31 protein-coding genes and 2 tRNA genes are annotated in these 24,245 nt (G+C 72.3%); 18 read left to right on the top strand and 15 right to left on the bottom strand.

Translation table 11 applies throughout. The annotated features are described in order from the left end of the window. Positions 1 to 60: 60 nt before the first annotated feature. Positions 61 to 150 (top strand) — tRNA-Ser (locus HQQ85_RS07250). 24 nt (positions 151 to 174) lie between these two features. Here the strand turns inward: HQQ85_RS07250 and HQQ85_RS07245 are convergent. Further along, complete coding sequence (locus tag HQQ85_RS07245; protein WP_173181875.1) at positions 175 to 438, bottom strand: hypothetical protein; 264 nt, start codon at positions 436 to 438, stop codon at positions 175 to 177. Between the two features lie 108 nt (positions 439 to 546). Between HQQ85_RS07245 and HQQ85_RS07240 the strand changes: the two genes are divergently transcribed. Next, the gene (locus HQQ85_RS07240; protein ID WP_173181874.1) at positions 547 to 1,473 is read left to right on the top strand and encodes an alpha/beta fold hydrolase; all 927 of its coding nucleotides are present in this window, start codon (positions 547 to 549) and stop codon (positions 1,471 to 1,473) included. 200 nt (positions 1,474 to 1,673) lie between these two features. Then, positions 1,674 to 2,261, top strand: a complete 588-nt coding sequence (locus HQQ85_RS07235; protein WP_173181873.1) for a DUF1349 domain-containing protein — start codon at positions 1,674 to 1,676, stop codon at positions 2,259 to 2,261. 126 nt (positions 2,262 to 2,387) lie between these two features. Here the strand turns inward: HQQ85_RS07235 and HQQ85_RS07230 are convergent, their stop codons facing one another. Both HQQ85_RS07230 and HQQ85_RS07225 read right to left on the bottom strand, forming a co-directional pair. Continuing rightward, positions 2,388 to 2,867: an SRPBCC domain-containing protein gene (locus HQQ85_RS07230; RefSeq protein WP_173181872.1), complete on the bottom strand. Its 480-nt coding sequence runs from the start codon at positions 2,865 to 2,867 to the stop codon at positions 2,388 to 2,390. After that, entirely contained in the window at positions 2,864 to 3,256 is a 393-nt protein-coding gene (locus HQQ85_RS07225) for a helix-turn-helix transcriptional regulator (protein WP_173181871.1), read from the bottom strand. Before HQQ85_RS07225 ends, HQQ85_RS07230 begins: the two co-directional genes overlap by 4 nt. 76 nt (positions 3,257 to 3,332) lie before the next feature. Between HQQ85_RS07225 and HQQ85_RS07220 the strand changes: the two genes are divergently transcribed. The 3 genes from HQQ85_RS07220 (at position 3,333) to HQQ85_RS07210 (ending at position 5,412) form a co-directional block, all read left to right on the top strand. Further along, positions 3,333 to 4,649, top strand: coding sequence for an LCP family protein (locus tag HQQ85_RS07220; RefSeq protein ID WP_173181870.1), 1,317 nt, complete (start codon positions 3,333 to 3,335; stop codon positions 4,647 to 4,649). Between the two features lie 4 nt (positions 4,650 to 4,653). Continuing rightward, positions 4,654 to 5,337 carry an alpha/beta family hydrolase gene (locus HQQ85_RS07215; protein WP_173181869.1) on the top strand — a complete coding sequence of 228 codons (684 nt, stop codon included), beginning with the start codon at positions 4,654 to 4,656 and terminating at the stop codon, positions 5,335 to 5,337. After that, positions 5,323 to 5,412, top strand: a tRNA-Ser gene (locus HQQ85_RS07210). Before HQQ85_RS07215 ends, HQQ85_RS07210 begins: the two co-directional genes overlap by 15 nt. Positions 5,413 to 5,501: 89 nt before the next feature. Here the strand turns inward: HQQ85_RS07210 and HQQ85_RS07205 are convergent. The 3 genes from HQQ85_RS07205 to HQQ85_RS07195 all read right to left on the bottom strand — a co-directional run bounded on the left by HQQ85_RS07205 (position 5,502) and on the right by HQQ85_RS07195 (position 7,791). After that, positions 5,502 to 5,990 (bottom strand): hypothetical protein, encoded by a 489-nt coding sequence (locus HQQ85_RS07205; protein WP_173181868.1) that lies wholly within the window; start codon positions 5,988 to 5,990, stop codon positions 5,502 to 5,504. A 154-nt stretch (positions 5,991 to 6,144) separates the two neighbouring features. Then, the gene (locus tag HQQ85_RS07200; protein WP_216851581.1) at positions 6,145 to 6,537 is read right to left on the bottom strand and encodes a VOC family protein; all 393 of its coding nucleotides are present in this window, start codon (positions 6,535 to 6,537) and stop codon (positions 6,145 to 6,147) included. A 330-nt stretch (positions 6,538 to 6,867) separates the two neighbouring features. Next, a complete protein-coding gene (locus HQQ85_RS07195; protein ID WP_173181867.1) occupies positions 6,868 to 7,791 on the bottom strand; it encodes a LysR family transcriptional regulator in 924 nt (307 codons plus the stop codon). 76 nt (positions 7,792 to 7,867) lie between these two features. On the opposite strand from HQQ85_RS07195, the gene HQQ85_RS07190 reads away from it, so the two are divergent. From HQQ85_RS07190 to HQQ85_RS07180, 3 genes are read left to right on the top strand one after another with little or no spacing between them, the layout of a single operon-like run. Then, positions 7,868 to 9,604 (top strand): L-aspartate oxidase, encoded by a 1,737-nt coding sequence (locus HQQ85_RS07190; protein WP_173181866.1) that lies wholly within the window; start codon positions 7,868 to 7,870, stop codon positions 9,602 to 9,604. A gap of 9 nt (positions 9,605 to 9,613) precedes the next feature. Further along, positions 9,614 to 10,270 (top strand): mismatch-specific DNA-glycosylase, encoded by a 657-nt coding sequence (locus HQQ85_RS07185; protein WP_173181865.1) that lies wholly within the window; start codon positions 9,614 to 9,616, stop codon positions 10,268 to 10,270. A 45-nt stretch (positions 10,271 to 10,315) separates the two neighbouring features. Further along, positions 10,316 to 10,711 carry a RidA family protein gene (locus HQQ85_RS07180; RefSeq protein WP_173181864.1) on the top strand — a complete coding sequence of 132 codons (396 nt, stop codon included), beginning with the start codon at positions 10,316 to 10,318 and terminating at the stop codon, positions 10,709 to 10,711. 14 nt (positions 10,712 to 10,725) lie between these two features. Here HQQ85_RS07180 and HQQ85_RS07175 read toward each other — a convergent pair whose 3' ends face one another. The 4 genes from HQQ85_RS07175 to HQQ85_RS07160 form a co-directional block, all read right to left on the bottom strand. Then, positions 10,726 to 10,950, bottom strand: coding sequence for a hypothetical protein (locus HQQ85_RS07175; protein ID WP_173181863.1), 225 nt, complete (start codon positions 10,948 to 10,950; stop codon positions 10,726 to 10,728). A gap of 4 nt (positions 10,951 to 10,954) precedes the next feature. Beyond that, a complete protein-coding gene (locus HQQ85_RS07170; protein ID WP_173181862.1) occupies positions 10,955 to 11,791 on the bottom strand; it encodes a hypothetical protein in 837 nt (278 codons plus the stop codon). A gap of 78 nt (positions 11,792 to 11,869) precedes the next feature. Further along, positions 11,870 to 12,862: a PhzF family phenazine biosynthesis protein gene (locus tag HQQ85_RS07165; RefSeq protein WP_371741806.1), complete on the bottom strand. Its 993-nt coding sequence runs from the start codon at positions 12,860 to 12,862 to the stop codon at positions 11,870 to 11,872. Positions 12,863 to 12,945: 83 nt separating this feature from the next. After that, positions 12,946 to 13,911 (bottom strand): hypothetical protein, encoded by a 966-nt coding sequence (locus HQQ85_RS07160; protein WP_173181861.1) that lies wholly within the window; start codon positions 13,909 to 13,911, stop codon positions 12,946 to 12,948. 232 nt (positions 13,912 to 14,143) lie between these two features. Here HQQ85_RS07160 and HQQ85_RS07155 point away from each other — a divergent pair, with 232 nt between their 5' ends. After that, positions 14,144 to 14,479: an ATP-dependent DNA ligase gene (locus tag HQQ85_RS07155; RefSeq protein WP_173181860.1), complete on the top strand. Its 336-nt coding sequence runs from the start codon at positions 14,144 to 14,146 to the stop codon at positions 14,477 to 14,479. A 5-nt stretch (positions 14,480 to 14,484) separates the two neighbouring features. Here HQQ85_RS07155 and HQQ85_RS21325 read toward each other — a convergent pair whose 3' ends face one another. Then, the gene (locus HQQ85_RS21325) at positions 14,485 to 14,619 is read right to left on the bottom strand and encodes a hypothetical protein (protein ID WP_256430664.1); all 135 of its coding nucleotides are present in this window, start codon (positions 14,617 to 14,619) and stop codon (positions 14,485 to 14,487) included. Positions 14,620 to 14,703: 84 nt separating this feature from the next. Beyond that, entirely contained in the window at positions 14,704 to 15,060 is a 357-nt protein-coding gene (locus HQQ85_RS07150; protein ID WP_173181859.1) for a hypothetical protein, read from the bottom strand. 258 nt (positions 15,061 to 15,318) lie between these two features. On the opposite strand from HQQ85_RS07150, the gene HQQ85_RS07145 reads away from it, so the two are divergent. Further along, entirely contained in the window at positions 15,319 to 16,131 is an 813-nt protein-coding gene (locus HQQ85_RS07145) for a polyprenol monophosphomannose synthase (RefSeq protein ID WP_173181858.1), read from the top strand. Between the two features lie 71 nt (positions 16,132 to 16,202). Here HQQ85_RS07145 and HQQ85_RS07140 read toward each other — a convergent pair whose 3' ends face one another. Both HQQ85_RS07140 and HQQ85_RS07135 read right to left on the bottom strand, forming a co-directional pair. Next, entirely contained in the window at positions 16,203 to 16,538 is a 336-nt protein-coding gene (locus HQQ85_RS07140) for a hypothetical protein (RefSeq protein WP_173181857.1), read from the bottom strand. After that, the gene (locus HQQ85_RS07135; RefSeq protein WP_173181856.1) at positions 16,538 to 17,398 is read right to left on the bottom strand and encodes an SDR family oxidoreductase; all 861 of its coding nucleotides are present in this window, start codon (positions 17,396 to 17,398) and stop codon (positions 16,538 to 16,540) included. The genes HQQ85_RS07140 and HQQ85_RS07135 overlap by 1 nt, the downstream gene beginning before the upstream one ends. A gap of 96 nt (positions 17,399 to 17,494) precedes the next feature. Between HQQ85_RS07135 and HQQ85_RS07130 the strand changes: the two genes are divergently transcribed. Beyond that, positions 17,495 to 18,451, top strand: coding sequence for a helix-turn-helix transcriptional regulator (locus HQQ85_RS07130; protein ID WP_173181855.1), 957 nt, complete (start codon positions 17,495 to 17,497; stop codon positions 18,449 to 18,451). A gap of 174 nt (positions 18,452 to 18,625) precedes the next feature. Next, a complete protein-coding gene (locus HQQ85_RS07125) occupies positions 18,626 to 18,997 on the top strand; it encodes a hypothetical protein (RefSeq protein WP_173181854.1) in 372 nt (123 codons plus the stop codon). A 10-nt stretch (positions 18,998 to 19,007) separates the two neighbouring features. Here the strand turns inward: HQQ85_RS07125 and HQQ85_RS07120 are convergent, their stop codons facing one another. Continuing rightward, on the bottom strand, positions 19,008 to 19,925 hold the full coding sequence (locus tag HQQ85_RS07120) for a helix-turn-helix transcriptional regulator (protein ID WP_173181853.1): 918 nt from the start codon (positions 19,923 to 19,925) through the stop codon (positions 19,008 to 19,010). Positions 19,926 to 20,027: 102 nt separating this feature from the next. Between HQQ85_RS07120 and HQQ85_RS21605 the strand changes: the two genes are divergently transcribed. The 5 genes from HQQ85_RS21605 to HQQ85_RS07095 all read left to right on the top strand — a co-directional run bounded on the left by HQQ85_RS21605 (position 20,028) and on the right by HQQ85_RS07095 (position 24,235). Next, complete coding sequence (locus HQQ85_RS21605; protein WP_173181852.1) at positions 20,028 to 20,633, top strand: cyclophilin-like fold protein; 606 nt, start codon at positions 20,028 to 20,030, stop codon at positions 20,631 to 20,633. Continuing rightward, a complete protein-coding gene (locus HQQ85_RS07110) occupies positions 20,630 to 21,832 on the top strand; it encodes an MFS transporter (protein ID WP_173181851.1) in 1,203 nt (400 codons plus the stop codon). Before HQQ85_RS21605 ends, HQQ85_RS07110 begins: the two co-directional genes overlap by 4 nt. Before the next feature lie 23 nt (positions 21,833 to 21,855). Further along, positions 21,856 to 22,746: an alpha/beta hydrolase gene (locus tag HQQ85_RS07105; protein WP_173181850.1), complete on the top strand. Its 891-nt coding sequence runs from the start codon at positions 21,856 to 21,858 to the stop codon at positions 22,744 to 22,746. A 69-nt stretch (positions 22,747 to 22,815) separates the two neighbouring features. Next, entirely contained in the window at positions 22,816 to 23,670 is an 855-nt protein-coding gene (locus tag HQQ85_RS07100; protein WP_173181849.1) for an alpha/beta fold hydrolase, read from the top strand. Continuing rightward, a complete protein-coding gene (locus tag HQQ85_RS07095) occupies positions 23,663 to 24,235 on the top strand; it encodes a TetR/AcrR family transcriptional regulator (protein ID WP_173181848.1) in 573 nt (190 codons plus the stop codon). The genes HQQ85_RS07100 and HQQ85_RS07095 overlap by 8 nt, the downstream gene beginning before the upstream one ends. Positions 24,236 to 24,245: the final 10 nt, after the last annotated feature.

Below are 24,245 nucleotides of genomic sequence, written 5' to 3'. Positions count from 1 at the left end.
GCGCGCGCCCGGGCGGGTATGCTCGTGGCTGATCGTTGCGCCCCTGGGCGGCGGCGGTCGGGAGGGCTGTCCGAGCGGCCGATGGAGCCAGTCTTGAAAACTGGTGGGGTGTCAAAGCCCTCAAGAGTTCGAATCTCTTGCCCTCCGCCACGGGCGTCCGGTGGTCGCTGACCGCTAGCGGCCCTCTTCGCTGTAGGGGGTGACCGCCTCGTCGGCGTCTTCGGGGGTGGCGCCGTCGGCGTCGCCGTCGCGCTCGCCCGAGAGGGGTTCGGCGAGGCCGCGGAAGGTCGCGCCGAGCACGCCGCCGGTCTCCTCGTCGTCGTCGGGAGCGTCGCCGACCGTGCCGCGGTCGTCGCCCTCGAGGCCCTGGGCCAGGCCGTTGGTCTGGTCGAACGGCTCGTTCTCGCCGGTGGGGGTGGTGGTGCTGTCGTCGCTCATGATGGTCTCCTTCGACGTCGTGATGATCGCTCCCAGTCAATGACGGTCGGCGGGAGGCGGCAACGGGGTGCACGATGTCGTGTCGGGGGCGGATGGTTGAGTCGTGGCATGACTCTGGGAGAACTGCGCACGGTGCTGACCGACGATCTCGAGATCGCGTTCTTCGACAGCGCGTCGATGGTCGAGCAGCCCGGCGGCGCGGCTGACGGCGGCGGGCCGGTGGCCGTGCTCGTGCACGGGTTCCCGTACGACGTGCTGAGCTTCGAGGAGGTGGTGCCACTGCTCGCGGCGCGGGGGGTGCGGGCGATCACGCCGTACGTGCGCGGGTACGGGGTCACGCGGTTCCGCGAGCCAGCCACGCCGCGGTCAGGGCAGCAGGCGGCCGTCGGGCAGGACCTCCTCGACCTCATCGACGCCCTCGCGCTCGAACGACCCGTGGTCGCGGGCTTCGACTGGGGTGGCCGGGCGGCGTGCATCGCCGCGGCCGTGCGACCGCAGGGCGTCGGCGGGCTCGTCACGGTCGGCGGCTACGCCATCCAGGACATCGCCGCCTCGATCGAACCGGCGTCACCGATCGACGAGTACCGCGACTGGTACCAGTGGTACCTGCACACCGACCGCGGCCGGGCCGGGCTCGAGGCCGACCGCGACGGGTTGTGCGGGCTGCTCTGGCGGCTGTGGTCGCCCGAGTGGTCCGGAGCGGGTGAGGCCTTCGAGCGCAGCAGCCCGAGTCTGCACAATCCCGACTTCGTCGACGTCGCCGTGCACTCCTACCGGCATCGCCACCGTCACGCCGAGGGCGACCCGCGGTTCGCGGAGCTCGAGGCCTTCCTCGCCACGACTCCGCCGATCGCGGTGCCGACGATCTCGCTCGACGCCCTCGCCGACGGCTTCGGCCCCGACGACTCGGACCGCACCCGCGACCGCTTCACCGGACCGTTCTCGATCGTCTCCCTCCCCGGAGTCGGCCACGACGTCCCCCAGGAGGCGCCGCACGCCTTCGCCGACGCGGTCGCGACCCTCGCGGGCCGCTGAACCGCATCTTCTAGCGCGACGCGCCAAGACGCGCACTCGCCGTGCGGCGCGGCGCTGGTGCTCGTCGGCTGGTGACGCGTCTCCTCACTCGGCGGCGAATAAACGCAGTGCACCTTTGCCGGCTAGGACGTGTCGAGCCCCTTCGGCCGGGGTGCGTCGCGGGCTCGCGGGGCAGTGGCGGGCGCCGGTAGCGTGGGGGTATGAGCGAGCCCGAGCGCATCCCGTGGTCCGACGGCAGCTGGACGCACCTGCCGGAGGCCGCGGAGGAGCGGGGCGACGCGCTCGTCGTCACCGCGACCGAGGGCAGCGACGCCTGGCGCGAGACGTATTACGGGTTCGTGCACGACAGCGAGCACGGGCTGCTCGCGCCGTTCGCAGTCGGCACCGCGATGGAGGTCGAGTTCGAGGCGGAGTTCGCCGAGCAGTTCGACCAGGCGGGGGTGTTCGTGCGGGCATCCGCTGATCGCTGGGTGAAGGCGGGCGTCGAGTTCGCCGACGGGCTGCTGCAACTGGGTGCCGTGGTGACCGACGGGCGCTCGGACTGGTCGGTCGCGCCGGTGCCTGCGTGGCTCGGGCGGCGGGTGCTCGTGCGGGTGAGCCGGGGCGCCGACGCGCTGATCGTGCGGGCCGGGGTCGACGGCAGGCCGCTGCAGTTCGTGCGCGTGATCCCGTTCGAGGCGGCGCTCGACGCGCAGGCCGGACCGCTCGTGGCGGCGCCGACGCGGCCGGGCCTCACGGTGCGGTTCCTCGCGTGGCGGCGCACGGCGGCCGACGTCTCGCTGCACTGACGGCGGCTGAGTCGCGGCAGATGGTCGCGTTTCGGGCTGAGTCGCGGCGAGATGCGACGCATTGCCGCGACTCAGCGGCGGTTGGTGTTGGGTGCGGGTGCGGCCGGGAGACGGAGGCGGGCGCCTTCAGGGGGCGAGTAGCGCGTCGAGGCGGCCGTAGCCCTCGACGACGCCGCGTTCCATGCCGTTCTGCACCATGCCGTCGCGCGCCTCGACGCTCGGGAAGACGCTCCAGCCGCGGATGACCGCGCGGGCGGCGCCGGCGGCGCCGGACGTGAAGCGGATGGTCTCGAGCGAGACCGAGTCGGGCATCCCCTCCCACTCGAACGTCTGGATGATCAGCTCCTCGGGCCGCACCGTGTGGAACGACCCGCGGAACGCGAACACGTCGCCCGCCGGGTTCGTGTGCAGGTAGCGGTAGTGGCCGCCGCTGACGAGGTCGTAGCTCTCCAGGTCGACGTCGTAGCCGTCGGGCCCGAGCCACTGCGCCACGAGCAGGGGGTCGGCGTAGGCGGCGTAGACGGCGGCGACGGGCGCGTCGAACTCGCGCACGATCTCGATGAACGGCAGGCCCTCCGGGGCCGTGATGATGGTGGGGTTCGTCATGATTCCTTCTCCTTCTCCTTCGAAGTCGTGGCGGGGGTGATGGGCTCCGTCGACGCAGGGCCGGCGGATGCTCCGAGCACCCCGTCGAGGCGCCGGAACCGCCGCTGGTGCTCGAGCCGGTATCCGTCGATCCAGGCCGTCAGCCCCTCGAGCGCGGCCGGCGCCAGATGCACCGGCCGCCGCTGTCCGTCGCGGCTGCGCGTGACGAGCCCGGCCTCCTCGAGCACCCGGATGTGCCGCGACACCGCCTGCACCGTGATCGCGAACGGTTCGGCGAGCGACCCGACCGTCGCGGGCCCGCGGCTGAGGCGGGCGACGATGCTGCGCCGCACCGGATCGGCCAGGGCGAGGAACGCCCGGTCGAGCCCGTCGTCGGAGCGAGCATCCATTATCAACCGCTTTCTTTATCAACCAATGCATTGAATATAACACTGTGCCAGACTTCTGCAAAGGAGTCCCGCCACCATGACGAAGAAGACGCCGATCGCGCGCCACGGCCGCCTGCGCAGTCCCCATCCCCTCCGCACGGTGGCGACCACCGCGCTCGCCGCCGTCGCGGTGCTCGGGATCAGCGGCGTCACCCTCGGCGCCTACGCCGCCTGGGACGTCACGCGGAGCATCCAGACCGTCTCGCTCGTCTCCGACCAGGAGGCCGCGGCTGCCCAGGCGAGTGGCGCCGACGGGGCCGACATCGCAGCCGCAGCCCCCGCCATCTCGGCCATCGACGGCGGCGTCAACCTGCTGCTCGTCGGCAGCGACAGCCGCACCGGCCAGGGTGACGCCTACGGCGACGACGAGGGTGCCGAGCTCAACGACGTCACCATGCTGATGCACATCGCGCAGGACCACTCGAGCGCCACCGTCGTCAGCTTCCCCCGCGACCTCGTCGTCGACCTCCCCGAGTGCCCCGAGGGCGGCGGCTACACCGCGCCGATCAACGAGTCGCTCGGCCAGGGCGGCCTCGCCTGCACGGTGCTCACGGTCGAGAGCCTGACCGGGCTGAGCATCCCGTTCGCGGCCGAGATCCAGTTCAACGGGGTGATCGAGATGTCCAACGCGGTCGGCGGCGTGCCCGTCTGCGTCGCCGAGGTCATCGACGACCCGTTCACCGGCGTCTACCTCGAGCCCGGCACCCACCCGCTGAAGGGGGCGGATGCGCTCGGCTTCCTGCGCACCCGCCACGGCGTCGGCGACGGCAGCGACATCGGCCGCATCTCCTCGCAGCAGGTCTTCCTCTCCTCCCTCGTCCGCACCGTGAAGAGCGACTCGACCCTCACCGACTTCGGCAAGCTCTACGGCCTCGCCAAGGCCGCCGCGAGCAACATGACCCTCTCCGACCGGCTGGCCTCGCCCGACACGATGGTCTCGATCGCGCTCGCCCTGAAGGACATGGACCTCTCCAAGGTCACCTTCGTCGCCTACCCGAACTTCGCCGCCGACTGGGTTCCCGAGGGCAAGGTGGCGCCCGACAGCGAGGCGGCCGACATCCTGTTCGCGGCGATCCTGGCCGACCAGCCCGTCGCGGTCGCGGCTCCGGGCGGGGTGGCGTCGGTCGTCGATCCGGCTTCGCCGGGGGCTCCGGATGCTGCCGCCCCCGTCGACCCGTCAGCCCCCGCCGATCCCACCGACCCCTCGGCGCCGATCGACCCCGCCGCCCCCGTTGCCCCCGCGGCCCCGGCCCCCGCTCCGGGCACCGTGCTCGCCGACGGATCCACCCTGCTCCCCGACTCCGTCAAGGGCCAGACCGCCGCCGACTACACCTGCTCGGTGGGCAACGAGTAGCGCCATGCCCGAGCTGCTCTGGACCGGGCCCGCCGACGGCCCCGTGCTCGTGCTCGCGCATGGCGCGGGCGCGGCGATGGACTCGGACTGGATGAACCGGATGGCGGCCCTCCTCGCCGACCGCGGCATCCGCGTCGCCCGCTTCGAGTTCGCGTACATGGCCGCCCGCCGCGGGCCCGACGGACGCCGCAAGCCGCCGCCGAAGGCCGAGACGCTGATGGACGAGTACCGCGCCGCCGTCGCAGCCGTGCTGTCGACCGAACCAGCCTCGCGCCCGGTGCTGATCGGCGGCAAGTCGATGGGCGGCCGCGTCGCGAGCCTCGTCGCCGACGAGCTGCGGGCGGCCGGCGAGGTGCGGGGGCTGGTGTGCCTCGGGTACCCGTTCCATCCACCGGGGCGGCCCGAGAGGCTGCGCACCGCGCACCTGCTCTCGCTCGCCACGCCGACGCTCGTCTGCCAGGGCACGCGCGACCCGTTCGGCACGGTCGAGGAGGTGCCGGCGTACGGGCTGCCGGCGAGCATCCGCTTCGTCTGGCTGGAGGACGGCGAGCACGAGTTCAAGCCGCGCGCGAAGCTCTCGGGGCACACCCACGCCGAGCACCTGGCGACGGCGGCGGATGCGGTGGCCGACTTCGCGCGAACCGTCGGCTATGATGGCACAGGCGAAAGCCAAGGAGACGTCGCATAGTTCGGCCTAGTGCACCACCCTGCTAAGGTGGAGTACCCGTCAAGGGTACCGTGGGTTCAAATCCCACCGTCTCCGCACTGTATCTCTCCTGCGACGCGCACCGTCAGATCTCCACCGTCAGATCCCCGCGATCTGGCGGTTTTCTTTTTGCCGCGCGCGGCGGGTCAGTACCAGGTGACGGTGAAGTTCTTCGGGGCCGCGGTCTGGTCGACCGGGTTGAAGGCGATGGTGCTCGTCGTGGGGTAGCTGAGGTGCTGCGACTGCGGCTGGAGCAGCACGGAGGTGCTGATCGCGCCGGGGGCGAGAGTGCCCGACCAGGAGAGGGTCGTGGGCGAGTAGACCGTGCGGGTCACGCCCGACCACTGGAGGCTCTCGGCGATGGCGACGAGGAGGAAGTTGTCCGAGTTGCGCACGTACATGCCCGACATGATGACGGACACGGTGCCGGAGAACTCCGTCGTCGACGTGTTCATGAGCGAGAGGTTCACCGAGCTGCGGACGTCGCGGAAGGTGGTCGCCGACTCGGGCGACAGCACCAGGGCGAACGCGAACTCCGTGCTGGCCGCGGCCGCGGGGGCGGCGACGGCGACGGCCACCACCGGCACGGACCAGGCGCCCATCGCGAGGACGGAGCGTCGGTTCAGGTCTGGCACGGTGGACTCCTCGCGCAGTGATCGGGACTGCCCTTCAGGATCGGGGCTGGAGGCTATCCGACACAAGGCCCGCTTGCGGACATGTCCGCTTCCGGGCATGCGTCACGGGGCCGGGCATCCGTCACGTCGCCGGGCGCCCGCGGCCGGGCATGCGTCACGGGGCCGGCGCGAAGAACTCCAGTGCGGTGCCGTCGGGGTCGGTGAAGCTGAGGGCGGTGCCGTAGTCGGCGTCGACCAGGCCGCTGTGCGGGATGCCGAGGATGTCGAGGCGGGCCGCCCACGCCTCGAGCTCGGCGCGATCGGCGACCGCGAGGCCCAGGTGGTCGAGGCCGGGCCGGAACGGGCTGAAGCGCTCGCCCGTCGTGGGGTCGTGCTCGGTGAGTCCGAGGTTCACGCCGTCGGGCAGGGTGAACAGCCGCCGATGCAGGTGCTCGTCATCGATGCCGCCGGCGGGCGGGAAGCCGAGGACGCGCTCGTAGAAGGCGACAGAGGCGGCGAGGTCGCTGACGGTGACGGCGACGTGGTGGATTCCGGTGACGTGGGGCACGTCGTCACCGTACGCCGGGGGATGCGACGGCTCCGTGACCTGAGCCGCGGTGCGACGGAAGCGCCGCCACGGCCCGGGGGTCGCGACGGCGCCTGCGCTGCGCCTCGGGCGGCCGTCAGAAGCGACCGTACTCGAGCTCCCAGTCGACGTCGCAGCGCGCCTCGGAATCCGTGGACTCGTCGGCGACCGCAGTCGCAGGGGTGGTGCGTGTTCGCATCGCGATCCTCTCGCCGGGCCTCGACCCGGACTTCTCATGGGGCATGGGAGGTGAGGACTGTGATCCCAGTACCCCGCGGCGCGCATCCTGAAACATAGTGGCAGGCCGGCCGGTCAGGCGGGGCGCATCGTCGCGGTCGCGCGGGAGGCGAAGGCGCGGGCCGTGGTGGCGACGGTGCGCTGCATGACCTGCACGGCGCGGGACGGGGTGACGTCGCGCGGGCGGGCCAGGCTGATCGTGCGGGTGAGGGGCGGGCCCTCGAGCCGCAGCGAGCGGAGACCGGGCCGGTCGATCAGCACCATCGCGGGCACGATCGCGACGCCGAGGCCGCGCTCGACGAAACGGAGCACCGCGTCCATCTCGGCGCCCTCGAGCACGACGTCGGGGGTCAGACCGGCGACGGCGAAGGCCTCGTCGGTGGCGGCCCGCAGGTCGTAGCTGCGGCTGAAGACGATCTGCGGAAGCGCGGCCGCCTGCGACAGCGACAGCGCGGCACCGGGTGCGACCGGCGGGGCCGCCGCCGACGAGATCAGCACCAGCTCCTCGACGAGCAGCGGGCTCACGGTGAAGCGGTCGGCGGTGGCCGCGTGCGAGGTCGTGATCAGCGCCAGGTCGAGCTCGCCCCCCGCGAGCTGGTCGAGTAGGCGCCGCGAGCCGTGCTCCGAGAGGTGCAGCTCGACGCCGGGGTGCTCGGCGTGGAAGTCCTTCAGCACCTCCGCGACGAGGCTGATGCAGAGGGTCGGGGTGGCTCCGAGGCGCACCGTGCCGCGCTGGAGGCCGGCGAGTTCGGCTAGTTCGCGTCGCACGGAATCGGCGTCGGCGAGCATCCGCTTCGCCAGGGGCAGGAGTGACTCGCCGGCCGCCGTGAGGGTGCTGCCGCCGCGGGCGCGTGTGAACAGCTCGGTGCCGAGGTCGTGCTCGAGGGCGGCGATCTGCCGGCTGAGCGAGGGCTGGGCGAGATGCAGGTTCTCGGATGCGCGGGTGAAGTTGCCCTCACGCGCCACCTCCGCGAACCCTCGCAGCTGGTCGAGGTTCATGGCGATAGCCTACGCGCATCGTCGCGACGCTCAAGATGCATTGGAGTAATCGCCACTGGGTGCTTAGCGTTGGAGCATGCGCCCCACAGAACGACAGATCTCCACCACCGTGCTCGTCATCGGCACGGGCGGCTCCGGCCTCCGCGCCGCCATCGAGCTGGCCGAGGCCGGCGTCGACGTGCTCGCTCTCGGCAAGCGCTCGAAGAGCGACGCCCACACCTCCCTCGCGGCCGGCGGGATCAACGCCGCCCTCGCGACGATGGACCCCGAGGACAGCTGGCAGCAGCACGCCGCCGACACCCTGAAGGAGTCCTACCTCCTCGCCAACCCGCACACGGTGCAGATCGTCACCGAGGGCGCCGCGCAGGGCATCGACGACCTCGAGCGCTACGGCATGCCGTTCGCGCGCGAGGGCGACGGCCGCATCTCGCAGCGCTTCTTCGGCGCCCACACCTACCGCCGCACCGCGTTCGCGGGCGACTACACGGGCCTCGAGATCCAGCGCACGCTGGTGAACCGGGCCGCGCAGCTCGAGGTGCCGATCCTCGACACGGTGTACGTCACGCGCATCCTCGTGAACGACGACGGGGCGGTGTTCGGGGCCTACGGCTTCGACGTCGAGAACGGCACCCGCTACCTCATCCACGCGGATGCGGTGATCCTCGCCGCGGGCGGGCACAACCGCATCTGGCGCCGCACCTCGTCCCGTCGCGACGAGAACACCGGCGATTCGTTCCGGCTCGCCGTGGAGGCGGGCGGGCGGCTGCGCGACCCGGAGCTGGTGCAGTTCCACCCGAGCGGCATCATCGAGCCCGAGAACGCGGCCGGCACGCTGATCAGCGAGGCCGCCCGAGGCGAGGGCGGCATCCTGCGCAACGGCCTGGGCGAGCGGTTCATGCACAAGTACGACCCCGAGCGGCTCGAACTGTCGACCCGCGACCGGGTGGCGCTGGCCTGCTACACCGAGATCAAGGAGGGTCGCGGAACGCCGAACGGCGGTGTCTGGCTCGACGTGTCGCACCTGCCGCGCGAGACGATCATGACCCGGCTGCCGCGCGTCTACCAGACGATGCTCGAGCTGCAGATGCTCGACATCACCACCGACCCGATCGAGATCGCGCCGACCGCGCACTACTCGATGGGCGGGGTCTGGGTGCGGCCCGAGGACCACTCGACCGACGTGCCGGGGCTGTACGCCATCGGCGAGGCCTCGTCGGGGCTGCACGGGGCGAACCGGCTCGGCGGCAATTCGCTGATCGAGCTTCTCGTGTTCGGGCGGATCGTCGGGCAGGCCGCCGCGGCGTACTCGACGGGGCTCTCGGCGCAGAATCGTTCGGCCGCGGCGGTCGAGACGGCTCGCTCGGAGATCATGTCGCTCCTCGAGGGCGACGGGCCCGAGAACGTTCGGGCGCTGCAGCGGGCCATCCGCAACACGATGACCGAGCACGCGGGGGTCGTCCGCGACGAAGAAGGGCTGCGGGCCGGGCTCGCCGAGCTCGACGCCATCGAGGCGCGCATCGCCGATGTGGGCGTGCATCCCGACATCGCCGGCTACCAGGATCTCGCGCACGCCTTCGACCTCAAGTCGGCGGCGCTCGCGGCCCGGGCCACCCTCGAGGCGGCCCTCGAACGGCGCGAGACGCGCGGTTGCCACAACCGCAGCGACTACCCCTCCCTCGACCCCGCGCTGCAGGTGAACCTGGTCTGGTCGCCGTCGGGCGGGGTGACGCGGGAGTCGATCCCGGAGATCCCGGCCGAGATCGCGGCGTTGATGGCCGAAGAGGTCTCGGTGGGCGGGAAGCTGCTCGAGTAGCCTTCGGGCATGGCTTCGCGCACCGGTCCCGGCCCCGCCGCCGGCAGCAGCAGCCGCACCGGCTTCACGCGCGCCGAGCTCGACGCGTTCCGGGGCCGGTCGATCCCCGACGTGGTGGGGCCGGCACCGCGGCTGCTGCTCGTGGGCATCAACCCCGGCCTGCACACCGCAGCCGTGCAGGCGCCGTTCAGCCGGCCGGGCAACCGATTCTGGCCGGCGCTGCACCGGGCGGGCATCCTGAACCGAGTTGTCGACGCCTCGGCGGGGCTGCTTCCGGATGATCGTGCCCACCTCCTCGCGCGCGGCGTCGGCATCACCACCCTCGTCGCCGGGGCGACCGCGCGGGCCGACGAACTCACCGCGCAGCAGCTGCGCGACGGAGCCGCGTCGCTCGACTCGCGCGTCGCCGAGCTGATGCCGCGGGTGGTGGCGCTGCTCGGGATCACGACCTTCCGCATCGCGTTCGGGCAGCCGCGCGCGGTCGTGGGGCGGCAGCCGGCCGGTCTTGCGGGGGCGGAGCTGTGGGTGGTGCCGAACCCGAGCGGGCTGAATGCGCACGAGAGCGTCGACTCGCTCGCGGCGGCGTACCGGGCGGTGGCCGTGGCGGCGGGGATCGACGTCTACCCCGTGCCGGATCCCTCGGTCGCGGGTCGGCCTGGAACGTAGTCGCAGGGGCTTCCCCGCCGGGGAGTCGGGGTGCCATCGTGGAGGATGGCCATCGAACGGATCCGCCCCGAGGGGCTCGTGCGCAGTCCTGCCTTCAGTCACGTCGCCGTGGTGCCGCCGGGGTCGACCACCGTCTACGTCGGTGGGCAGAACGGCGTCGACGAATCCGGCGCGGTCGTCGCGCCCGATGTAGGGGCGCAGGCGGCCCGGGCGCTGCAGAACGCCCGTGTCGCGCTGGCCGCGGCCGGCGCCACGCTCGACGACGTCGTGCAGTGGACCGTGCTCTTCGTCGAGGGCGCCGACCTCCGGGCGGGCTACGGGGCGATCGCGGGGGAGCTCGCGTCGGAGCATCCGCCCCTCGTGACCGCGGCCTTCGTCGCGGGCCTCGGCGTGCCGGGCGCCCTCGTCGAGATCACGGCGGTCGCGGCCCTGGCCCCCTGACCCGCGCCCCGGCGTCAGGCCGAGAGCAGTTCCCGCCCGGTGAAGTAGCGAGCATGGGTCTTCTTGATGGTGCTCAGGGAGTCGCTGTTCAGCGACACGATCTCAACGTCCTCGTCGACGCGACGGTCTTCGCGTTCGAGGCGTTCCAGCAGGGCGGCCTTGTGCCCTTCGGGGCCGCTGAACTCCTGCACCGACCACACTCCGGAGCGACGATGGTACTCGATGACGAAACCTGGCATGGAGTCAGTGATCCTCTCCCTTTCGGAGCCGTGCGAACTCGTTCTCGAGGAGTCCGATCTGGGCCCGCAGTTCCCGCTGCACTTCAGCCGATCGAGCCTGAAGTGCGGTCAGCCTATCGCGGATGTCAGTCTTGTCGATGATGCTCGGAGGTGATCCTGGCAGCAGGTCGGACTCCTCCACCCCCAGCTGGAGAAGATGCATCTCGTTGCGTTGATACTCGGACGTCGCAACCTTCTCGTACGACATCTGCTGCACCGCCTCGACGATCTTCCTGGCCGTGCCATCGATGGGCAGGGCGCCGTAGCGGATGTCCCGCCCGAACACATCGGACGCGCGTTCATACATGTTTGCCCACTCCCCCTGGAGCTGCGTTCGGATCTGGATCTCCACTCGGCCCTCGAGTTGTAGCCAGATGTGAACGGCCCGGTATCCGGAGTGGTGAGCTTCGCGCATGTCTTTGATCGCGCTCGAATCCGCCGGGAGGCCGAAGAGCCCCGCTATTGCTACAGCGACGGCATCCTGCTCGTCCAGAGTCATGTCGGCCTCGAACCGAACGCCGGCGATGTCTTGCACCAGGTGCAGAGGGACGTCCTCCTGACGTCGGAGCTTCTGAACAAGGGTGTCGCGCGTCTTGCCGCGAGACGTGACATCAGGGGGACGTGGGCCGAGGAGACTGGCCCAGTCGAGGGAGGCGATGGACTTCTGCACCTCGGCGGCCAGGTCGTTGTACCAGATCATCACTTCGCCGTAGTGAGGCAGGGCATCGGGTATGGGTCGATCATGCTTCAGGCACGAACCGAGTTTGCGCAGCTCGCGATCGCTCCAAGGCCGTGTCTGCACGGGGTCAGGGTAACTCCCACTTCAGAAAATGAGAAGACCTCAGGCCCGGCGTTTCGCGCAATGGTCGTTCAGAGAAACTCAGGGGATCGGGGTGGCGGTGCCTTCGACGCGGATGCCGCCCGTGGGCGGGATGGTGGCGACGAGGAGGCTGGGGCGGCCGACGTGGCGGCCCTGGTGGATGGTGAGGCGGGCCGGCGGGGTGAGGGCGCCGAGGTGGCGGAGGTAGCCGCCGAGGGAGGCGGCCGCCGAGCCGGTCGCCGGGTCCTCGGTGATGGCGCCGACGGGGAAGAGGTTGCGCGTCTCGACCTCGAGCTCGGCGGGGGCGGCGGGTGCCGGGGCGGGAGCGGCTGGCGCTGGGGCGGGCGCCGGATCGGGCGCCGGGGCAGGCGCCGAGGCGTGCGGGTCGGCTGCGCGGGCAGCGGGCGCGTGCATCACGGTGACGGTGCCGCGCCAGCCGCGGCGGTCCATCAGGGCGCGGAGGGCCGCCGGGTCGAAGGTGAACGCGTCGAAGGTCGCGGCGGAGGCGACGGCGACCACGGGATGCCAGTTGCCCGCGAACGACTCCAGCAGCGGGAAGCGGGGGTCGAGATCGGCCGGGGTGAGGCCGAGCAGGGCCAAAAGGTCGTCGGTGACGCCCTCGTCGGGCGCCCGCACGTCGGGGGTGACGCTGGTGAAGGCGGCGAGCATCCGATCACCGTCGAGGGTCGTCTCGATCACGATGGGGCCGACGGGGGTCTCGACCGTGAACGGACCGGGCCCGCGCTGCTCGGCGAGGGCGACCGCGGTCGCGATGGTGGCGTGGCCGCAGAAGGGCACCTCGGCGGTGGGCGAGAAGTAGCGCGCGCGCACGTGGCGCTCGTCGCCGTCGATGGCGGGGTCGACGAGGAACGCCGTCTCGGAGTAGCCCACCTCGGCCGCGATCGCCTGCAGCGCGGCGTCGTCGAAGCCGCCGGCCTCGAGCACCACTCCGGCGGGGTTGCCGCCCTCGGGCGTGGCCGCGAAGGCGGTGAGCCGCAGCACCTCAGGAGTCGTGTCGGGCGGGGTCGGGTCGGCCGGATGCGCGTCAATCACCTCACCATTCTGCCGAACGGCAGGGGGCGCCGGGCGCGCCGGGCACGCATCGCCGACGGCACCGTTCCGGTAGGCGGCGGCGCTCAGCAGCGCAGACCGAGGAGGCCCAGGACGACGACATTCAGGGTGTAGGGCGAACCCGCCGAGGTGGTGCCGTAGGTGGCGTCGACCGCTTGCACGAGAATCGGGACGGAGCCGAGGCTGAGGATGCCGATCTGACTGCCGTTGACCTTGATGGTCGGGGCGTTGGGGTCGGGCGGAACCGCGTTCACGATCACCGTGCCCGGCGCACTGGCCCGCACGACGGTGTAGCTCGTCGCGCCGATCGCCCTCGGGAACGCCAAGGTCACGGTTCCGACCGGGTCGGCGAGCGTGCCCGTGCCGTTCGTGCAGGTCACCGTGCCCGGGTCGGGAACCCGGTAGACGCTCTGCGTGATCGCCGACGCCGCCGTCGCGCTCCAGTTCGTGCCGACGCGGCCGGTGAGGGTGAAGGTGGCCGTGACGGTCTGACCCTGCGAGGCCGCCGTCGTCGTGGTCAGCCGCAGCGCGACGCAGAGGGCGAGCGAGCTGCCCGCCGGCACCGAGGCGAAGGCGGCCGGCAGGGTGAGCGCTCCGGTCAGGGCTCCCGAGGTGGTTCCCGTGGCGGGAACGGTGCTGCCGCAGAGTGCCGCCGTGCTCGCGCTCCAGAAGGTGACCGCGATGTTCGCGGCGAGGGCGCCGTTGGTGTTCGTCGCCGCGACGGTGAGGGCGAGTGGTGCGGTGCCGGTGTTCGCGTAGGTGAACGCTCCGAAGTGCGTCGTCTCGGTCACGGGAGGTGAGGCGACCCGCACCGCGAACTGCCCGGTCGGAGGTGTCGTGACGGTCGAGGTCACCGACACGGAGGCCGCCGCGGCCGAGCCGCTGAGGGCGACCGGGGCCGCCGTCCACGAGGCGTTCGCCGACCAGCTCGAGGTGCCCACCGTGAGAACCGCTACGAAGACGACCGCGACCAGGCGCCATCCCGCGAGCCGGCGCACGGGGCGGGGGCGAGGGGCGGGGCTGCGGGGCATGGTGGGCGAGCGCCTTTCCGGTCGACGTCAAGTCTGCGGATGCCCGGCCCGCCGCCCTCGAAACGCTACCTCCGACGTCGCCGGAGTGACGCATCCGGTCGCGCAGGTGACCACGCCCGTAGATAGCAAAACGGGTGAGGCGATGTCAACCCTCAGGAGCGATCGGTGCACCGCGGCAGGCTCACCAGGAGTGCGTGCAGGAGCGCCCTGATCTCGAGGAGGACCCCACCCGATGGGCAAGTTGTACTACGGCAGCAACGGTCACGAGATCGAGATCGAGGACCGGATGCTCAGCCACCTCAAGGTGGTCATTCTCGCGAAGCTGCGGCGCGGGGAGTCGTTCGCGTTCTCATGGACGGTCGACCCCGAGCACGGCAGCGGGCGCGGGACGGTGTGGCTGTCGCCCGGGGTGGACCTGGAGTTCCGGTTCTACGGCAACCGCCCCCCGACCCTGAACCGGGCGTGGATCTCGGCACTGAACTCGTGCGCCGAGCGCGGCGAGCTGTCGATGGTGCCGGAGCCGGCCGACCCGAACGAGGGGGTTCCGCAGCTGCAGGGCCGCCTCTGAGGCGGTCACGGCCGCGGCTCCGGTTCGAGGAAGAGCCCGAACTCCAGCTCCCACATCACGGTGGTCTCGCCGGTGGCCTGGCCGGGGATCTCCCCGGTGCCGTCGTCGGGTGTGTCGGCCACCGCATCCGGTCGTGTCATGAGTGCGCCCCCGTTCTCCTTGTCCACACGGTAGGCGCGGGCGGCGGGATCGGCGGCGGGCTTGCGCGCGGCCGGGAGCGCGGGTTACCGTGCCGCGGCCGCGGCCGCGGCCGCGAGGTGCTCGCGCGACTTCTGCTCCAGGAACGAGCACAGCGCCGCCGCCACCACCAGCTCCTCCGAGAGCTCGTTCAGCCGCTCGACGTCGAGGGTGAGCTCGTCGTGCCGGGGTGCGAACACGACCTGCCAGGTCGGGTCGCCGGGCGCGGTCGGTTCGAGGTAGGCGTAGGGGCCGGCGTTCTTCAGGCGCACGACCACGAGGCCGGTGTCGCCGCCGCTGAGGTCTTCGTGGCGCAGCACTTCGAGCTCGCCGGGCATCGGATGCTCCTGCGCGATGAATTCGGCGAGCCACTCTTCGAGCAGCTCCTTGGTACGGAACGGCACCGGTCCTCCTCTGCACGGCGACGGAAATGGCCGCTCGGCCACAGCAGAATCATAGGGAAAGCCGGCTCGCCCCCCGAAGGCGGACGCGGGGCTTGACGGGGAGGGAGTTCGCCGACGCGCATCGCTTCGCTGGGAGCGGGCTGGATGCGCGGCCGCAGTCTGCTGGAGGCCCGCCCCCATTCCGCCGCGAACGGGGGCGGGCCGCCGGCGTTCGCGGTTCCATGGACTCGACACGATGGCTTGAGGGAAGGCGCCGCGATGAACAGAGCCCTGGTGGTCATGCCGACCTACAACGAACTCGAGAACCTCGAGCCCATCGCCCGGCGAGTGCTCGCCACCGGCGCCGCCGACCTGCTGATCGTCGACGACAGCTCGCCCGACGGCACCGGCGAGCTCGCCGACCGCCTCGTGGCGGCCCACCCGGGCACCGACGGTTCGAGCGCCGTGCACGTGCTGCACCGCGCGGGCAAGGAGGGCCTCGGGGTCGCCTACCTCGCCGGCTTCGCCTGGGCGCGCGAGCGCGGCTACGACGCGATCATCGAGATGGACGCCGACGGCTCCCACCAGCCCGAGGCCCTGCCCGAGATGCTCGCCCTGCTCGAGCACTCCGACCTCGTGCTCGGCTCCCGCTGGGTGCCCGGCGGCGAGGTGCGCAACTGGCCGCTCAGCCGCAAGGTGCTCAGCCGCGGCGGAAACCTCTACGCCCGGATCGCCCTGGGCATCGCGGTGAAGGATGCGACCGGCGGCTTCCGCGCGTACCGCACCACCGCGCTCGACACCATCGGCCTCGACGACGTCGCCTCGCACGGCTACTGCTTCCAGCTCGACCTCGTCTGGCGCGCGCTGCAGTCAGGCCTCCGCGTCACCGAGTTCCCCATCCTCTTCGTCGAGCGCACGCACGGCGAGTCCAAGATGAGCGGGTCGATCGTGCGCGAGTCGCTCGTGAAGGTCACGCAGTGGGGCCTCGACCGGCGGATGCGGTCGGCCCGCGAGGTCGTGCTGCACGGTCACCGGCTCCCGTCGGTGCGCGCCGGCTCGAGCGTCGCGGGCGCCGGCCTGGCCCGCTTCTAGCACGCGCCGACGAGGCGGGCCGGGCGGGCCGGGCGGGCCGGGTCAGGTCGCGTCGACCCGGCCCGCCGCACTCAGCGCGGCTGCGCCGGATTCGTCGGCACCCCCTGCGACGGCGGATTGATAGGCGGCCCCGAGGTCGCGGGCGACACCCCGCCGCCTCCAGGTGCCACGTTCGTCTCCGGACGCGCGGCCGTCGGATCGCCGCCCGACGGTGTCGCGCCGCCCCGGAGGGCCTCGAGCCGGTGCTCGAGCACCGTCGTCACGGGCAGGCGGTCGCCGTGCATCCGCTCGTACTCGAGCAGCTGCGCCACCTCGTCGGCCGAGAGCGACGCGATGGCCGCCGGCAGGGCGCCCACCGTGACGTGGTCGTAGTCGGGCAGGGGCAGGTTCTCGTGCGCGCCGGCCATCAGAGGATCGGCTTCCCGCCGGTGACCGCGATGCGTGCGCCCGAGACGTAGCTGCCCTCGTCGGACGCGAGCAGCACGTAGACCGGTGCCAGCTCGGCCGGCTGGGCGGCGCGGCCGAGGGGCACCTGCTCGCCGAAGCTGTCCACCTTCTCTGGGGGCATCGTGGCCGGGATGAGCGGGGTCCACACGGGGCCCGGCGCGACGCTGTTGGCGCGGATGCCCTTCTCGGCCAGCAGCTGCGCGAGCGAGGCGCTCATGTTGGCGATCGCGGCCTTCGTGGCGGCGTAGGGCAGCAGCGTCGGCGAGGGCATGTCGGAGTTCACCGAGGAGCTGCCGATGATCGACCCGCCCGGCGGCATGTGCGGCACCGCCGCCTTCACCAGGTGGAAGTACGCGCTGAGGTTCACGGCCAGGGTGTGGTCCCACTCCTCGTCGCTGATCTCGTCGAGGGAGGGGTGATCCATCTGGAAGGCGGCGTTGCTGACCAGCACGTCGACGCGGCCGAACTCCTCCACCGTGCGCGCGATGACGTCGCGGCAGTGGGCGGGGTCGGCGAGGTCGCCGGGGATGGAGACGGCGCGCCGGCCGGCGTCCTCGATGGCGGCGCAGGTCTCGGCCGCATCCTCGTGCTCGTCGAGGTAGGAGACCACCACGTCGGCACCCTCGCGCGCGAAGGCGATGGCGACGGCCTTGCCGATACCGCTGTCGGCCCCGGTGATGACCGCGATCTTGCCTTCGAGCCGGCCGGAGCCGACGTAGCTCTTCTCGCCGTGGTCGGGCTTCTGCTCCATCTCCTGCTCGGTGCCGGGCGGGGTCTGCTGCTCGGGCTGCTGCTCGTCGGGGGTCGGCCGGTCGCTCATCGTGTGCTCCTCCAGTGGTCGTCGGTGCCCAGGAACCTACGATCCGACCGGGCCGGTGGCTGGGGGCTTGACGCCGTCTGTGTGAGAATTCGGGGGATGGACGGTGAACCGAGAGCACTGATCCGGACCGAGTCGTCCGGAACGGAGCTCGACGATGCCCGCGCGATGTACCAGGACGGCTACAACGGCACGGGCTTCCGCGCCGAGCTGAGCGACGAGGAGTTCTCGTACCGCTACACGGTCGCCGGCGGCCCCGACATGACGCTCCGCTCGTCGACCTTCCTCGGCAGCATCACCGGCACGATCCAGCCCGAGAACGCCTACATCGTCTCGTGGCTGCTCGGCGGCCGCGGCACGATGGACGTCGGTCACGACGAGGTGACGCTGATGCACGGCGTGCCCGCGATGTTCCCCACGGGCAAGCCCTACGCCTTCGACTTCGCCGACTACCGGCAGAACCTCGTGCACTTCGACGCCGGCTTCCTCGAGCGGGTGGCGGCCGAGCACGAGGGGCTGCTCCCGGGGCCCATCCACTTCGCCTCGGGCGTGCTGCCTTCTCCGGATGCGCTGCGGCGGTGGAACGCCAGCGTCGACGAGGCGGCCCGGCTGATCATCCGGGGCGAACCGACCCCGCTGCAGCTGGCCGAGATCGACCGGCGCACCGCCGTCGCCCTGCTGGACGCGTTCGCGCACGAGGGCAGCGGCATGCCGACGGTGCTGCTGGCGCCCCGCAACGTGCGGTTGCGGCGGGCGGTCGAGCGGATGCACGCGAGCGCCCATCTGCCCATCGCACCGTTCGAGGTGGCCGAGGAGGTCGGGCTGACGCCGCGCGGACTGCAGCAGGCGTTCGCCCGGCAGCTCGGAGTCACGCCGACCGAGTACCTGCGGGCGATCCGCCTGGATCGGGTGCAGGCCGAGCTGCAGCAGCTCGGGCCCGACGAGACCACGGTCGCTCAGGTGGCGGCGCGCTGGGGCTTCACGCACGCCGGACGTTTCTCACGCTCCTACGCGGCGCGCTTCGGGGAGTACCCGCGGAACACGCTGCTGCGCTGAGCTCCCGGGTCGCTGTTCGTTCTGCCCGGGTCGCTGTTCGTTCTGCCCGGGTCGCGGTTCGCTCTGCAGGGTCGCTGTTCGTTCTGCGGACATGCCGGGTGCGTTTTGTGGACAGAAGGAGCATTCTCCCAGCCCACGTCGACTCGAATAGATGCACCGACCAGAGGGGGTGCCATGCCGTTCCGCACGCAGGAGATCCTGATGCAGTGGCTCGAGGAATTCCTCGCCGCAGGCCGAGCGATCCAGGGTGCCGTCGAGGTGCTCCGTCAGGACGGCGCCGACGGGGCCGACACCGGTCTCGTGGTGATCGAGCTCGCGAACGCGCCCACCACTCTCTATCTGGAGCCAGTGGCGCCCGGCGACCCGCGGTGGTCGATCACCTTCCTGGCTCGCGACGTCGACGCGGCCCGCTCGCCCGAGCGCGTCTCCGCCCTCGCGGCCGAGCTCGCGGTGATCGCCGAGCTCTGCCGGCACCTCGAGGCGCTCTCGGCCACCTGGGACGCCCCCGACCTCAGCCCGAGCGGCGGCCACCCGGCCCTCCTCTGACCCGCCCCGGTCAGTCCGAGCGCCGGGTGTGCTGCTCCACCGGCCGGCGGGCGGCGGGGTCGCGGGCGATGGCGGCGATGTGCTCGGTGGCGGCCCAGGTGGCGAGCAGGCGCAGACCCTCCTCGGAGGGGCTGCCGGGCGCGGCCGTGTAGACGGTGAGGGTGTGGCCGGGGTCGTCCTCGAGCTCCATCACGTGATAGGTCAGCTCGAGCAGCCCCACGACCGGGTGCCGGAACTGCTTCGCCCCCGAGTAGTGCCGGCGCACGTCGTGGGCGGCCCACAGGCCGCGGAACTCCTCGCTCCGCACCGAGAGCTCGCCGACGAGCCCGCTCAGTTCCTTGTCGAAGGGGCTGCGCCCGGCGTCGCGGCGGAGGATCTGCACGTTGACGTCAGCCGCCCGCTGCCAGTCGGGATAGAAGTCGTGGGCGCGGGGGTCGAGGAAGATGAAGCGGGAGTGGTTGCCGGGCCGGGCATCCGATCGGAACATCTCGGAGTACAGGGCGAAGCCGAGATCGTTGGCCGCGACGAGGTCCATGCGGTTGTTGCCCACGAACGCGGCGGCGCCCGTGATCGAGTCGAGCAGCGTCTGGGTGGCCGGTCGCAGCGAGTGCGCCGGCGGCTTCGGCCGGCGGGGGCGGGCGCCGAGGTTCGCGGCGCGGGCGAGGTCGTGCAGGTGGTCGTGCTCGGCCCGGTCGAGCGAGAGCGCCCGGGAGACGGCGTCGAGCACGCTCTCGGAGACACCGGTGAGATTACCGCGCTCGACGCGCGTGTAGTAGTCGACGCTGAGGCCGGCCAGCCGGGCGACCTCGTCGCGTCGCAGACCCGGAACCCGACGACGGCCGCCCGTCGGCTCGACGCCGGCCTGCTCGGGGGTGAGCCGCGCCCGGCGTGACACCAGGAACTCGCGCACCTCGCTGCGATTGTCCATGCCTCCACGGTACGGCTGCGCCGCCGCGCCAGGGAGGTTCTGCTGTGACCCGTCTGCACAGAGCCCTCCCTCCCGCAGTCGACGGCAGGTTGACTCGTCACCGTGACCCCATCGACCCCCGCGAGATCCGGTCCGGCCCTCGTGCTGACGGCCGCCGTCGTGCTCGGGCTCTGCGGATGCGCGGCCGTCGCCCCGACGCCGGCCCCCGTCCCCCCGACCGCCGTCTCGCCGAACCCCACCGCGCCGACCGCCCTGCCGGCCCCGAGCGAGCCGACCAACACGCCGACCCCGACCCCACCCGCACCCGAGGAGCCGCCCATGAGCACCGGAACCCGCCTCACCATCACCGTCGACGGCACCACCGTGACCGCCGTGCTGCGGGACAGCGCCGCGACCGCCTCCCTAGTGGCCCAGCTGCCCCTCGACCTCGAATTCGAGGACTTCGGCGGCCAGGAGAAGATCGCCCGCCTCCCCGCGCCGCTGATGCTCGACGGGCTGCCCTCCGGCGGCGGCGCCGAACCCGGCACCATCGGGTACTACGCCCCCGACCAAGCCCTGGTGCTCTACTACGACGCGGTCGCCTACTACGAGGGCATCATCCCGCTCGGCACCTTCGACGACGTCCCGGCAGTGCGGGACGCAGCCCCCTTCACCGGCACCGTCTCGGTGGCCGGGCCCGGGTCCGAGGGCGGGGCGGGGGCCGAATGAGCGCCGCCACCGCGAGCGTGCCCGTGGTCGCTCCGGGCGGGGAGCGCCGGCTGCCCGTCGTCGCGCTGGTCGCGCTCGCCCTGATCGGCTTCATCCTGATCGCGATGGAGACGATGCCCGCGGGCCTCCTGCCCGACATCGCATCGGGAATGGCCACGAGCGAGAGCACCGTCGGCCTGTTCGTCAGCGCCTACGCGCTCGGCACCGTGATCGTCACCGTGCCGGCGATCTCGCTGACCCGCGGCCTCCGGCGGAAGCCCCTGCTCCTCGTCGGCGTCGCCGGCCTCGTGCTCGCGAACCTCGTCACCGCGGTGTCGCCCGACGTCACCCTCTCGCTCGTCTCCCGCTTCGTGGCGGGCTCGTTCTCGGGCGTCATCTGGGGGATGCTCGCCAACTACGCCATCCGCATCAGCCCGCCGGCGCGCTCAGGCCTCGCCCTGTCGATCATGTCGATCGGCGCCCCGCTCGGCTTCGCGTTCGGCACGCCGCTCGGCGCCGTCATCGGCGGCGTCACCGACTGGCGCTGGTCGTTCGCCGGGGTGAGTCTGCTCGCCCTCGTGGTGGGCCTGATCATCCTGACCGTCGTGCCCGACGCACCAGGCCTGCCCGCCGCCGGCCGCCTACCCCTCGGCCGCGTGCTCGGGCTCCGCGGGGTGCCGATCGTGCTCGTCGTGATCCTGGTGTGGATGCTCGCCCACAGCACCCTCTACACCTACGTCGCCCCGTACCTCCGGGTCACGGGCACGGGCATCACCCCGGACCTGATGCTGCTCGTCTACGGCATCGCGTCGCTCGGCGGCGTCGCCCTGGTCGGCGTGCTCCTCGACCGCCACCCGCGGGTGCTGCTGCACGGCTCGGCGGCGACGTTCACGCTGGCGGGCGCGGTGCTGCTCGTCGGCCACGCCTCGGCGCCGGCCGTGCTGATCGCGGCCGTGCTCTGGGGCGTCGCCTTCGGTGGGACGGCGCCGCAGCTGCAGAGCGCCCTCACCCGCGCGGGCGGTGAGGACGCGGACATCGCGAACTCGTTCCTGCCCGTGGCGTTCAACCTGGCGATCTTCGGCGCGGGCATCCTCGGCGGGCTGCTGCTCACCGCCTTCGACGGGCTGATCCTGCCCGCGGCCATGGCCCTGCTCGGGGCGCTCGCGCTGATCCTGACGGTCGCCGGCCGCCGCTCGGCCTTCACGGCGCCCCGGAGCTGAGGCGGTTCGACATAGGGTGAGCCGTGATCATCCCCGAGGCCCTCGTCCCCGTGTTCCTGCGGGCGACCGGCGCCAACACCGCCTTCCGCTCCGCCGCGAACGCGCAGCGGGCCATCCGCGCCGTCGAGCTGCGCCCCGAGGCGTTCGGCCCGCCGAGGCGTCTCCGCCCCGACCTCAGGGTGTCGGTCGAGCAGGTCGACGGCTCGCCGGTCTACACGGTGGCCCCGGCGCGAAGCACCCCGACGACGGCGGTCGTCTACACCCACGGCGGCGCCTGGATCCACGAGACCGCCCCCCAGCACTGGGCCCTCGTCGCCCAGATCGCGGTGGAGGCGAACGCCGCCGTGTCCGTGCCGATCTACCCGCTGCTGCCGTTCGGCACCGCCCAGCGCGCCCACGACCTCGTGCTCGGACTCGCCGAACGGCTCATCGCGCGCCACGGCGAGGTGCGGCTGGCCGGCGACTCCGCGGGCGGTCAGATCAGCCTCGCGGTCGCGCAGACCCTCCGCGACCGGGGCGTCCCCGCCGTGCGCACGGTGCTGATCGCTCCTGCTCTCGACCTCACGTTCTCGAACCCGCGCATCCCGGTCGTGCAGCCGAGCGACCCGTGGCTCGCGCAGCCCGGCGGTCGGGAGCTCGGGCGGCGGTGGGCGGGCGGGCTGAAGGTCGAGCATCCGGTCGTCAGCCCGCTCTTCGGCCGCCTCGACGGTCTCGGGCCGATGCTGCTGTTCACCGGCACCCGCGACGTGCTCAACCCGGATGCGCGGCTGCTCGCCGAGCGCGCCGTGGCCTCGGGCGTTCCGCTCACCCTGCGCGAACGATCCGGCGCCGTGCACGTCTTCCCCCTCCTCCCGACCCGCAGCGGACGGGCGGCTCGCACCGAGATCGTCGCGGCGCTTGACAGTCGTGGCTAATGCGCATAGCTTGTAGCTAACACCATTAGCCAGAGCATCCGCCGAGGCCTCAGCCGCCAGGAGGCAGCCATGACCGAGTACCTCACCCTCGACGAGGGCACCATCGCGTACGACCTCAGCGGAACGGGCCGGCTCGTCGTGCTCGCCCACGGCATGGGCGACAGCCGCCACTCGTACCGCTTCGTGGTGCCCGCCCTCGTCGCCGCCGGCTACCGGGTCGCGAACGTCGACCTCCGCGGCTGCGGCGAGTCGAGCACCGGCTGGGCCGGCTACAGCCGCACCGACATTGCCGGCGACCTCGTCGCCCTCGTGCGGCACCTGGGCGGCCCCGCCGTCATCGTCGGCCAGTCGATCAGCGGAGGAGCCGCGACCATCGCCGCGGCCACCGCGCCCGAGCTGATCGTCGGGCTCGCCGAGCTCGCGCCGTTCACCCGCGCCCAGTCCGTCGACCTCGGCGGCCTCCTCCGCAACCGGCAGCACCGCGCGGGAACCGTGCAGCTCGCCAAGGTCATGATGACCGGCAGCCTCAAGGCCTGGCTCGCCTACCTCGAGCTCGCGATCCCGACCAAGCCGGTCGACTGGGCCTCGGAGCGTGCCCGCATCGAGGAGTCCCTCAGCCGGCCGGAGCGGATGGCCGTCCTCAAGGCCATGACGAAGACCACCCCGGCCGACGCCGGCGCCCAGCTCGCGAACGTGCGCTGCCGCGTGCTCGTGATCGAGGGCGGGGCCGACCCCGACTGGGCCCGTCCCGAGGAGGAGGGGCAGCGCATCCTGGCCGACCTGCCCACCGGTCTCGGCGAGCTCGCGGTGATCGACGGCGCCGGGCACTACCCGCACGCCGAGACCCCCGACGCCGTGCTCGCGCTGCTGCTGCCCTTCCTCGCCGCGACGCTCAGCCCCGCCACGCAGGGCGACCGTGCCTAGGGCCGGCCTCGACGCCGCCACCGTCACCGAGGCGGCGGCCGATCTCGCCGACGAGCTCGGGCTGGGGCAGCTCAGCATGAGCCTCGTCGCCGAGCGCCTCGGCGTGAAGACCCCCTCGCTGTACAAGCACGTCGACGGCCTGGCCTCGCTGACGCACCGCATCGCGGTGCTCGGCGCCACCGAGGTGGGCGATCGCCTCCGTGACGCGATGCAGGGCGTCTCGGGAGGCGACGCCCTCGCTGCGGCCGCGCAGGCGCTCCGCCGCTTCGTGAAGGAGCACCCGGGGCGGTACGCGGCCACCACCGGTGCCCGCCCGGCCGGTCCCGGCGACCCCCTGGCGCCCGCCCTCGGGCGCACCCTCACGTCGCTCGAAGCGGTGCTGCGCGGCTACGGTCTCGATGACGCCGACCGCATCCACGCGCTCCGGATGCTCCGCAGCGTGCTGCACGGCTTCGCCACCCTCGAGGCGGCCGACGGCTTCCAGATCGACACCGACGTCGACGCCAGCTTCCTCTGGCTGATCGACTTCGTCGACGGAGGCCTCCGCGCCCGCGCCTCGTCCTGACCGCCCTCCC

The organism is Herbiconiux sp. VKM Ac-2851 (assembly GCF_013205105.1).
Classification (GTDB): domain Bacteria; phylum Actinomycetota; class Actinomycetes; order Actinomycetales; family Microbacteriaceae; genus Herbiconiux; species Herbiconiux flava.
The sequence above is the reverse complement of the archived record's forward strand: the minus strand, read 5'-3'. Positions and strand labels throughout refer to the sequence as shown.

What these genes read in the sequence shown, in the direction of transcription:
- HQQ85_RS07245 (WP_173181875.1), bottom strand. Translation starts at nt 438, where the DNA reads ATGAGCGACGACAGCACCACCACCCCCACCGGCGAGAACGAGCCGTTC.
- HQQ85_RS07240 (WP_173181874.1), top strand. Translation starts at nt 547, where the DNA reads ATGACTCTGGGAGAACTGCGCACGGTGCTGACCGACGATCTCGAGATC.
- HQQ85_RS07235 (WP_173181873.1), top strand. Translation starts at nt 1,674, where the DNA reads ATGAGCGAGCCCGAGCGCATCCCGTGGTCCGACGGCAGCTGGACGCAC.
- HQQ85_RS07230 (WP_173181872.1), bottom strand. Translation starts at nt 2,867, where the DNA reads ATGACGAACCCCACCATCATCACGGCCCCGGAGGGCCTGCCGTTCATC.
- HQQ85_RS07225 (WP_173181871.1), bottom strand. Translation starts at nt 3,256, where the DNA reads ATGGATGCTCGCTCCGACGACGGGCTCGACCGGGCGTTCCTCGCCCTG.
- HQQ85_RS07220 (WP_173181870.1), top strand. Translation starts at nt 3,333, where the DNA reads ATGACGAAGAAGACGCCGATCGCGCGCCACGGCCGCCTGCGCAGTCCC.
- HQQ85_RS07215 (WP_173181869.1), top strand. Translation starts at nt 4,654, where the DNA reads ATGCCCGAGCTGCTCTGGACCGGGCCCGCCGACGGCCCCGTGCTCGTG.
- HQQ85_RS07195 (WP_173181867.1), bottom strand. Translation starts at nt 7,791, where the DNA reads ATGAACCTCGACCAGCTGCGAGGGTTCGCGGAGGTGGCGCGTGAGGGC.
- HQQ85_RS07190 (WP_173181866.1), top strand. Translation starts at nt 7,868, where the DNA reads ATGCGCCCCACAGAACGACAGATCTCCACCACCGTGCTCGTCATCGGC.
- HQQ85_RS07185 (WP_173181865.1), top strand. Translation starts at nt 9,614, where the DNA reads ATGGCTTCGCGCACCGGTCCCGGCCCCGCCGCCGGCAGCAGCAGCCGC.
- HQQ85_RS07180 (WP_173181864.1), top strand. Translation starts at nt 10,316, where the DNA reads ATGGCCATCGAACGGATCCGCCCCGAGGGGCTCGTGCGCAGTCCTGCC.
- HQQ85_RS07175 (WP_173181863.1), bottom strand. Translation starts at nt 10,950, where the DNA reads ATGCCAGGTTTCGTCATCGAGTACCATCGTCGCTCCGGAGTGTGGTCG.
- HQQ85_RS07160 (WP_173181861.1), bottom strand. Translation starts at nt 13,911, where the DNA reads ATGCCCCGCAGCCCCGCCCCTCGCCCCCGCCCCGTGCGCCGGCTCGCG.
- HQQ85_RS07155 (WP_173181860.1), top strand. Translation starts at nt 14,144, where the DNA reads ATGGGCAAGTTGTACTACGGCAGCAACGGTCACGAGATCGAGATCGAG.
- HQQ85_RS21325 (WP_256430664.1), bottom strand. Translation starts at nt 14,619, where the DNA reads ATGACACGACCGGATGCGGTGGCCGACACACCCGACGACGGCACCGGG.
- HQQ85_RS07145 (WP_173181858.1), top strand. Translation starts at nt 15,319, where the DNA reads ATGAACAGAGCCCTGGTGGTCATGCCGACCTACAACGAACTCGAGAAC.
- HQQ85_RS07140 (WP_173181857.1), bottom strand. Translation starts at nt 16,538, where the DNA reads ATGGCCGGCGCGCACGAGAACCTGCCCCTGCCCGACTACGACCACGTC.
- HQQ85_RS07135 (WP_173181856.1), bottom strand. Translation starts at nt 17,398, where the DNA reads ATGAGCGACCGGCCGACCCCCGACGAGCAGCAGCCCGAGCAGCAGACC.
- HQQ85_RS07130 (WP_173181855.1), top strand. Translation starts at nt 17,495, where the DNA reads ATGGACGGTGAACCGAGAGCACTGATCCGGACCGAGTCGTCCGGAACG.
- HQQ85_RS07125 (WP_173181854.1), top strand. Translation starts at nt 18,626, where the DNA reads ATGCCGTTCCGCACGCAGGAGATCCTGATGCAGTGGCTCGAGGAATTC.
- HQQ85_RS07120 (WP_173181853.1), bottom strand. Translation starts at nt 19,925, where the DNA reads ATGGACAATCGCAGCGAGGTGCGCGAGTTCCTGGTGTCACGCCGGGCG.
- HQQ85_RS07110 (WP_173181851.1), top strand. Translation starts at nt 20,630, where the DNA reads ATGAGCGCCGCCACCGCGAGCGTGCCCGTGGTCGCTCCGGGCGGGGAG.
- HQQ85_RS07100 (WP_173181849.1), top strand. Translation starts at nt 22,816, where the DNA reads ATGACCGAGTACCTCACCCTCGACGAGGGCACCATCGCGTACGACCTC.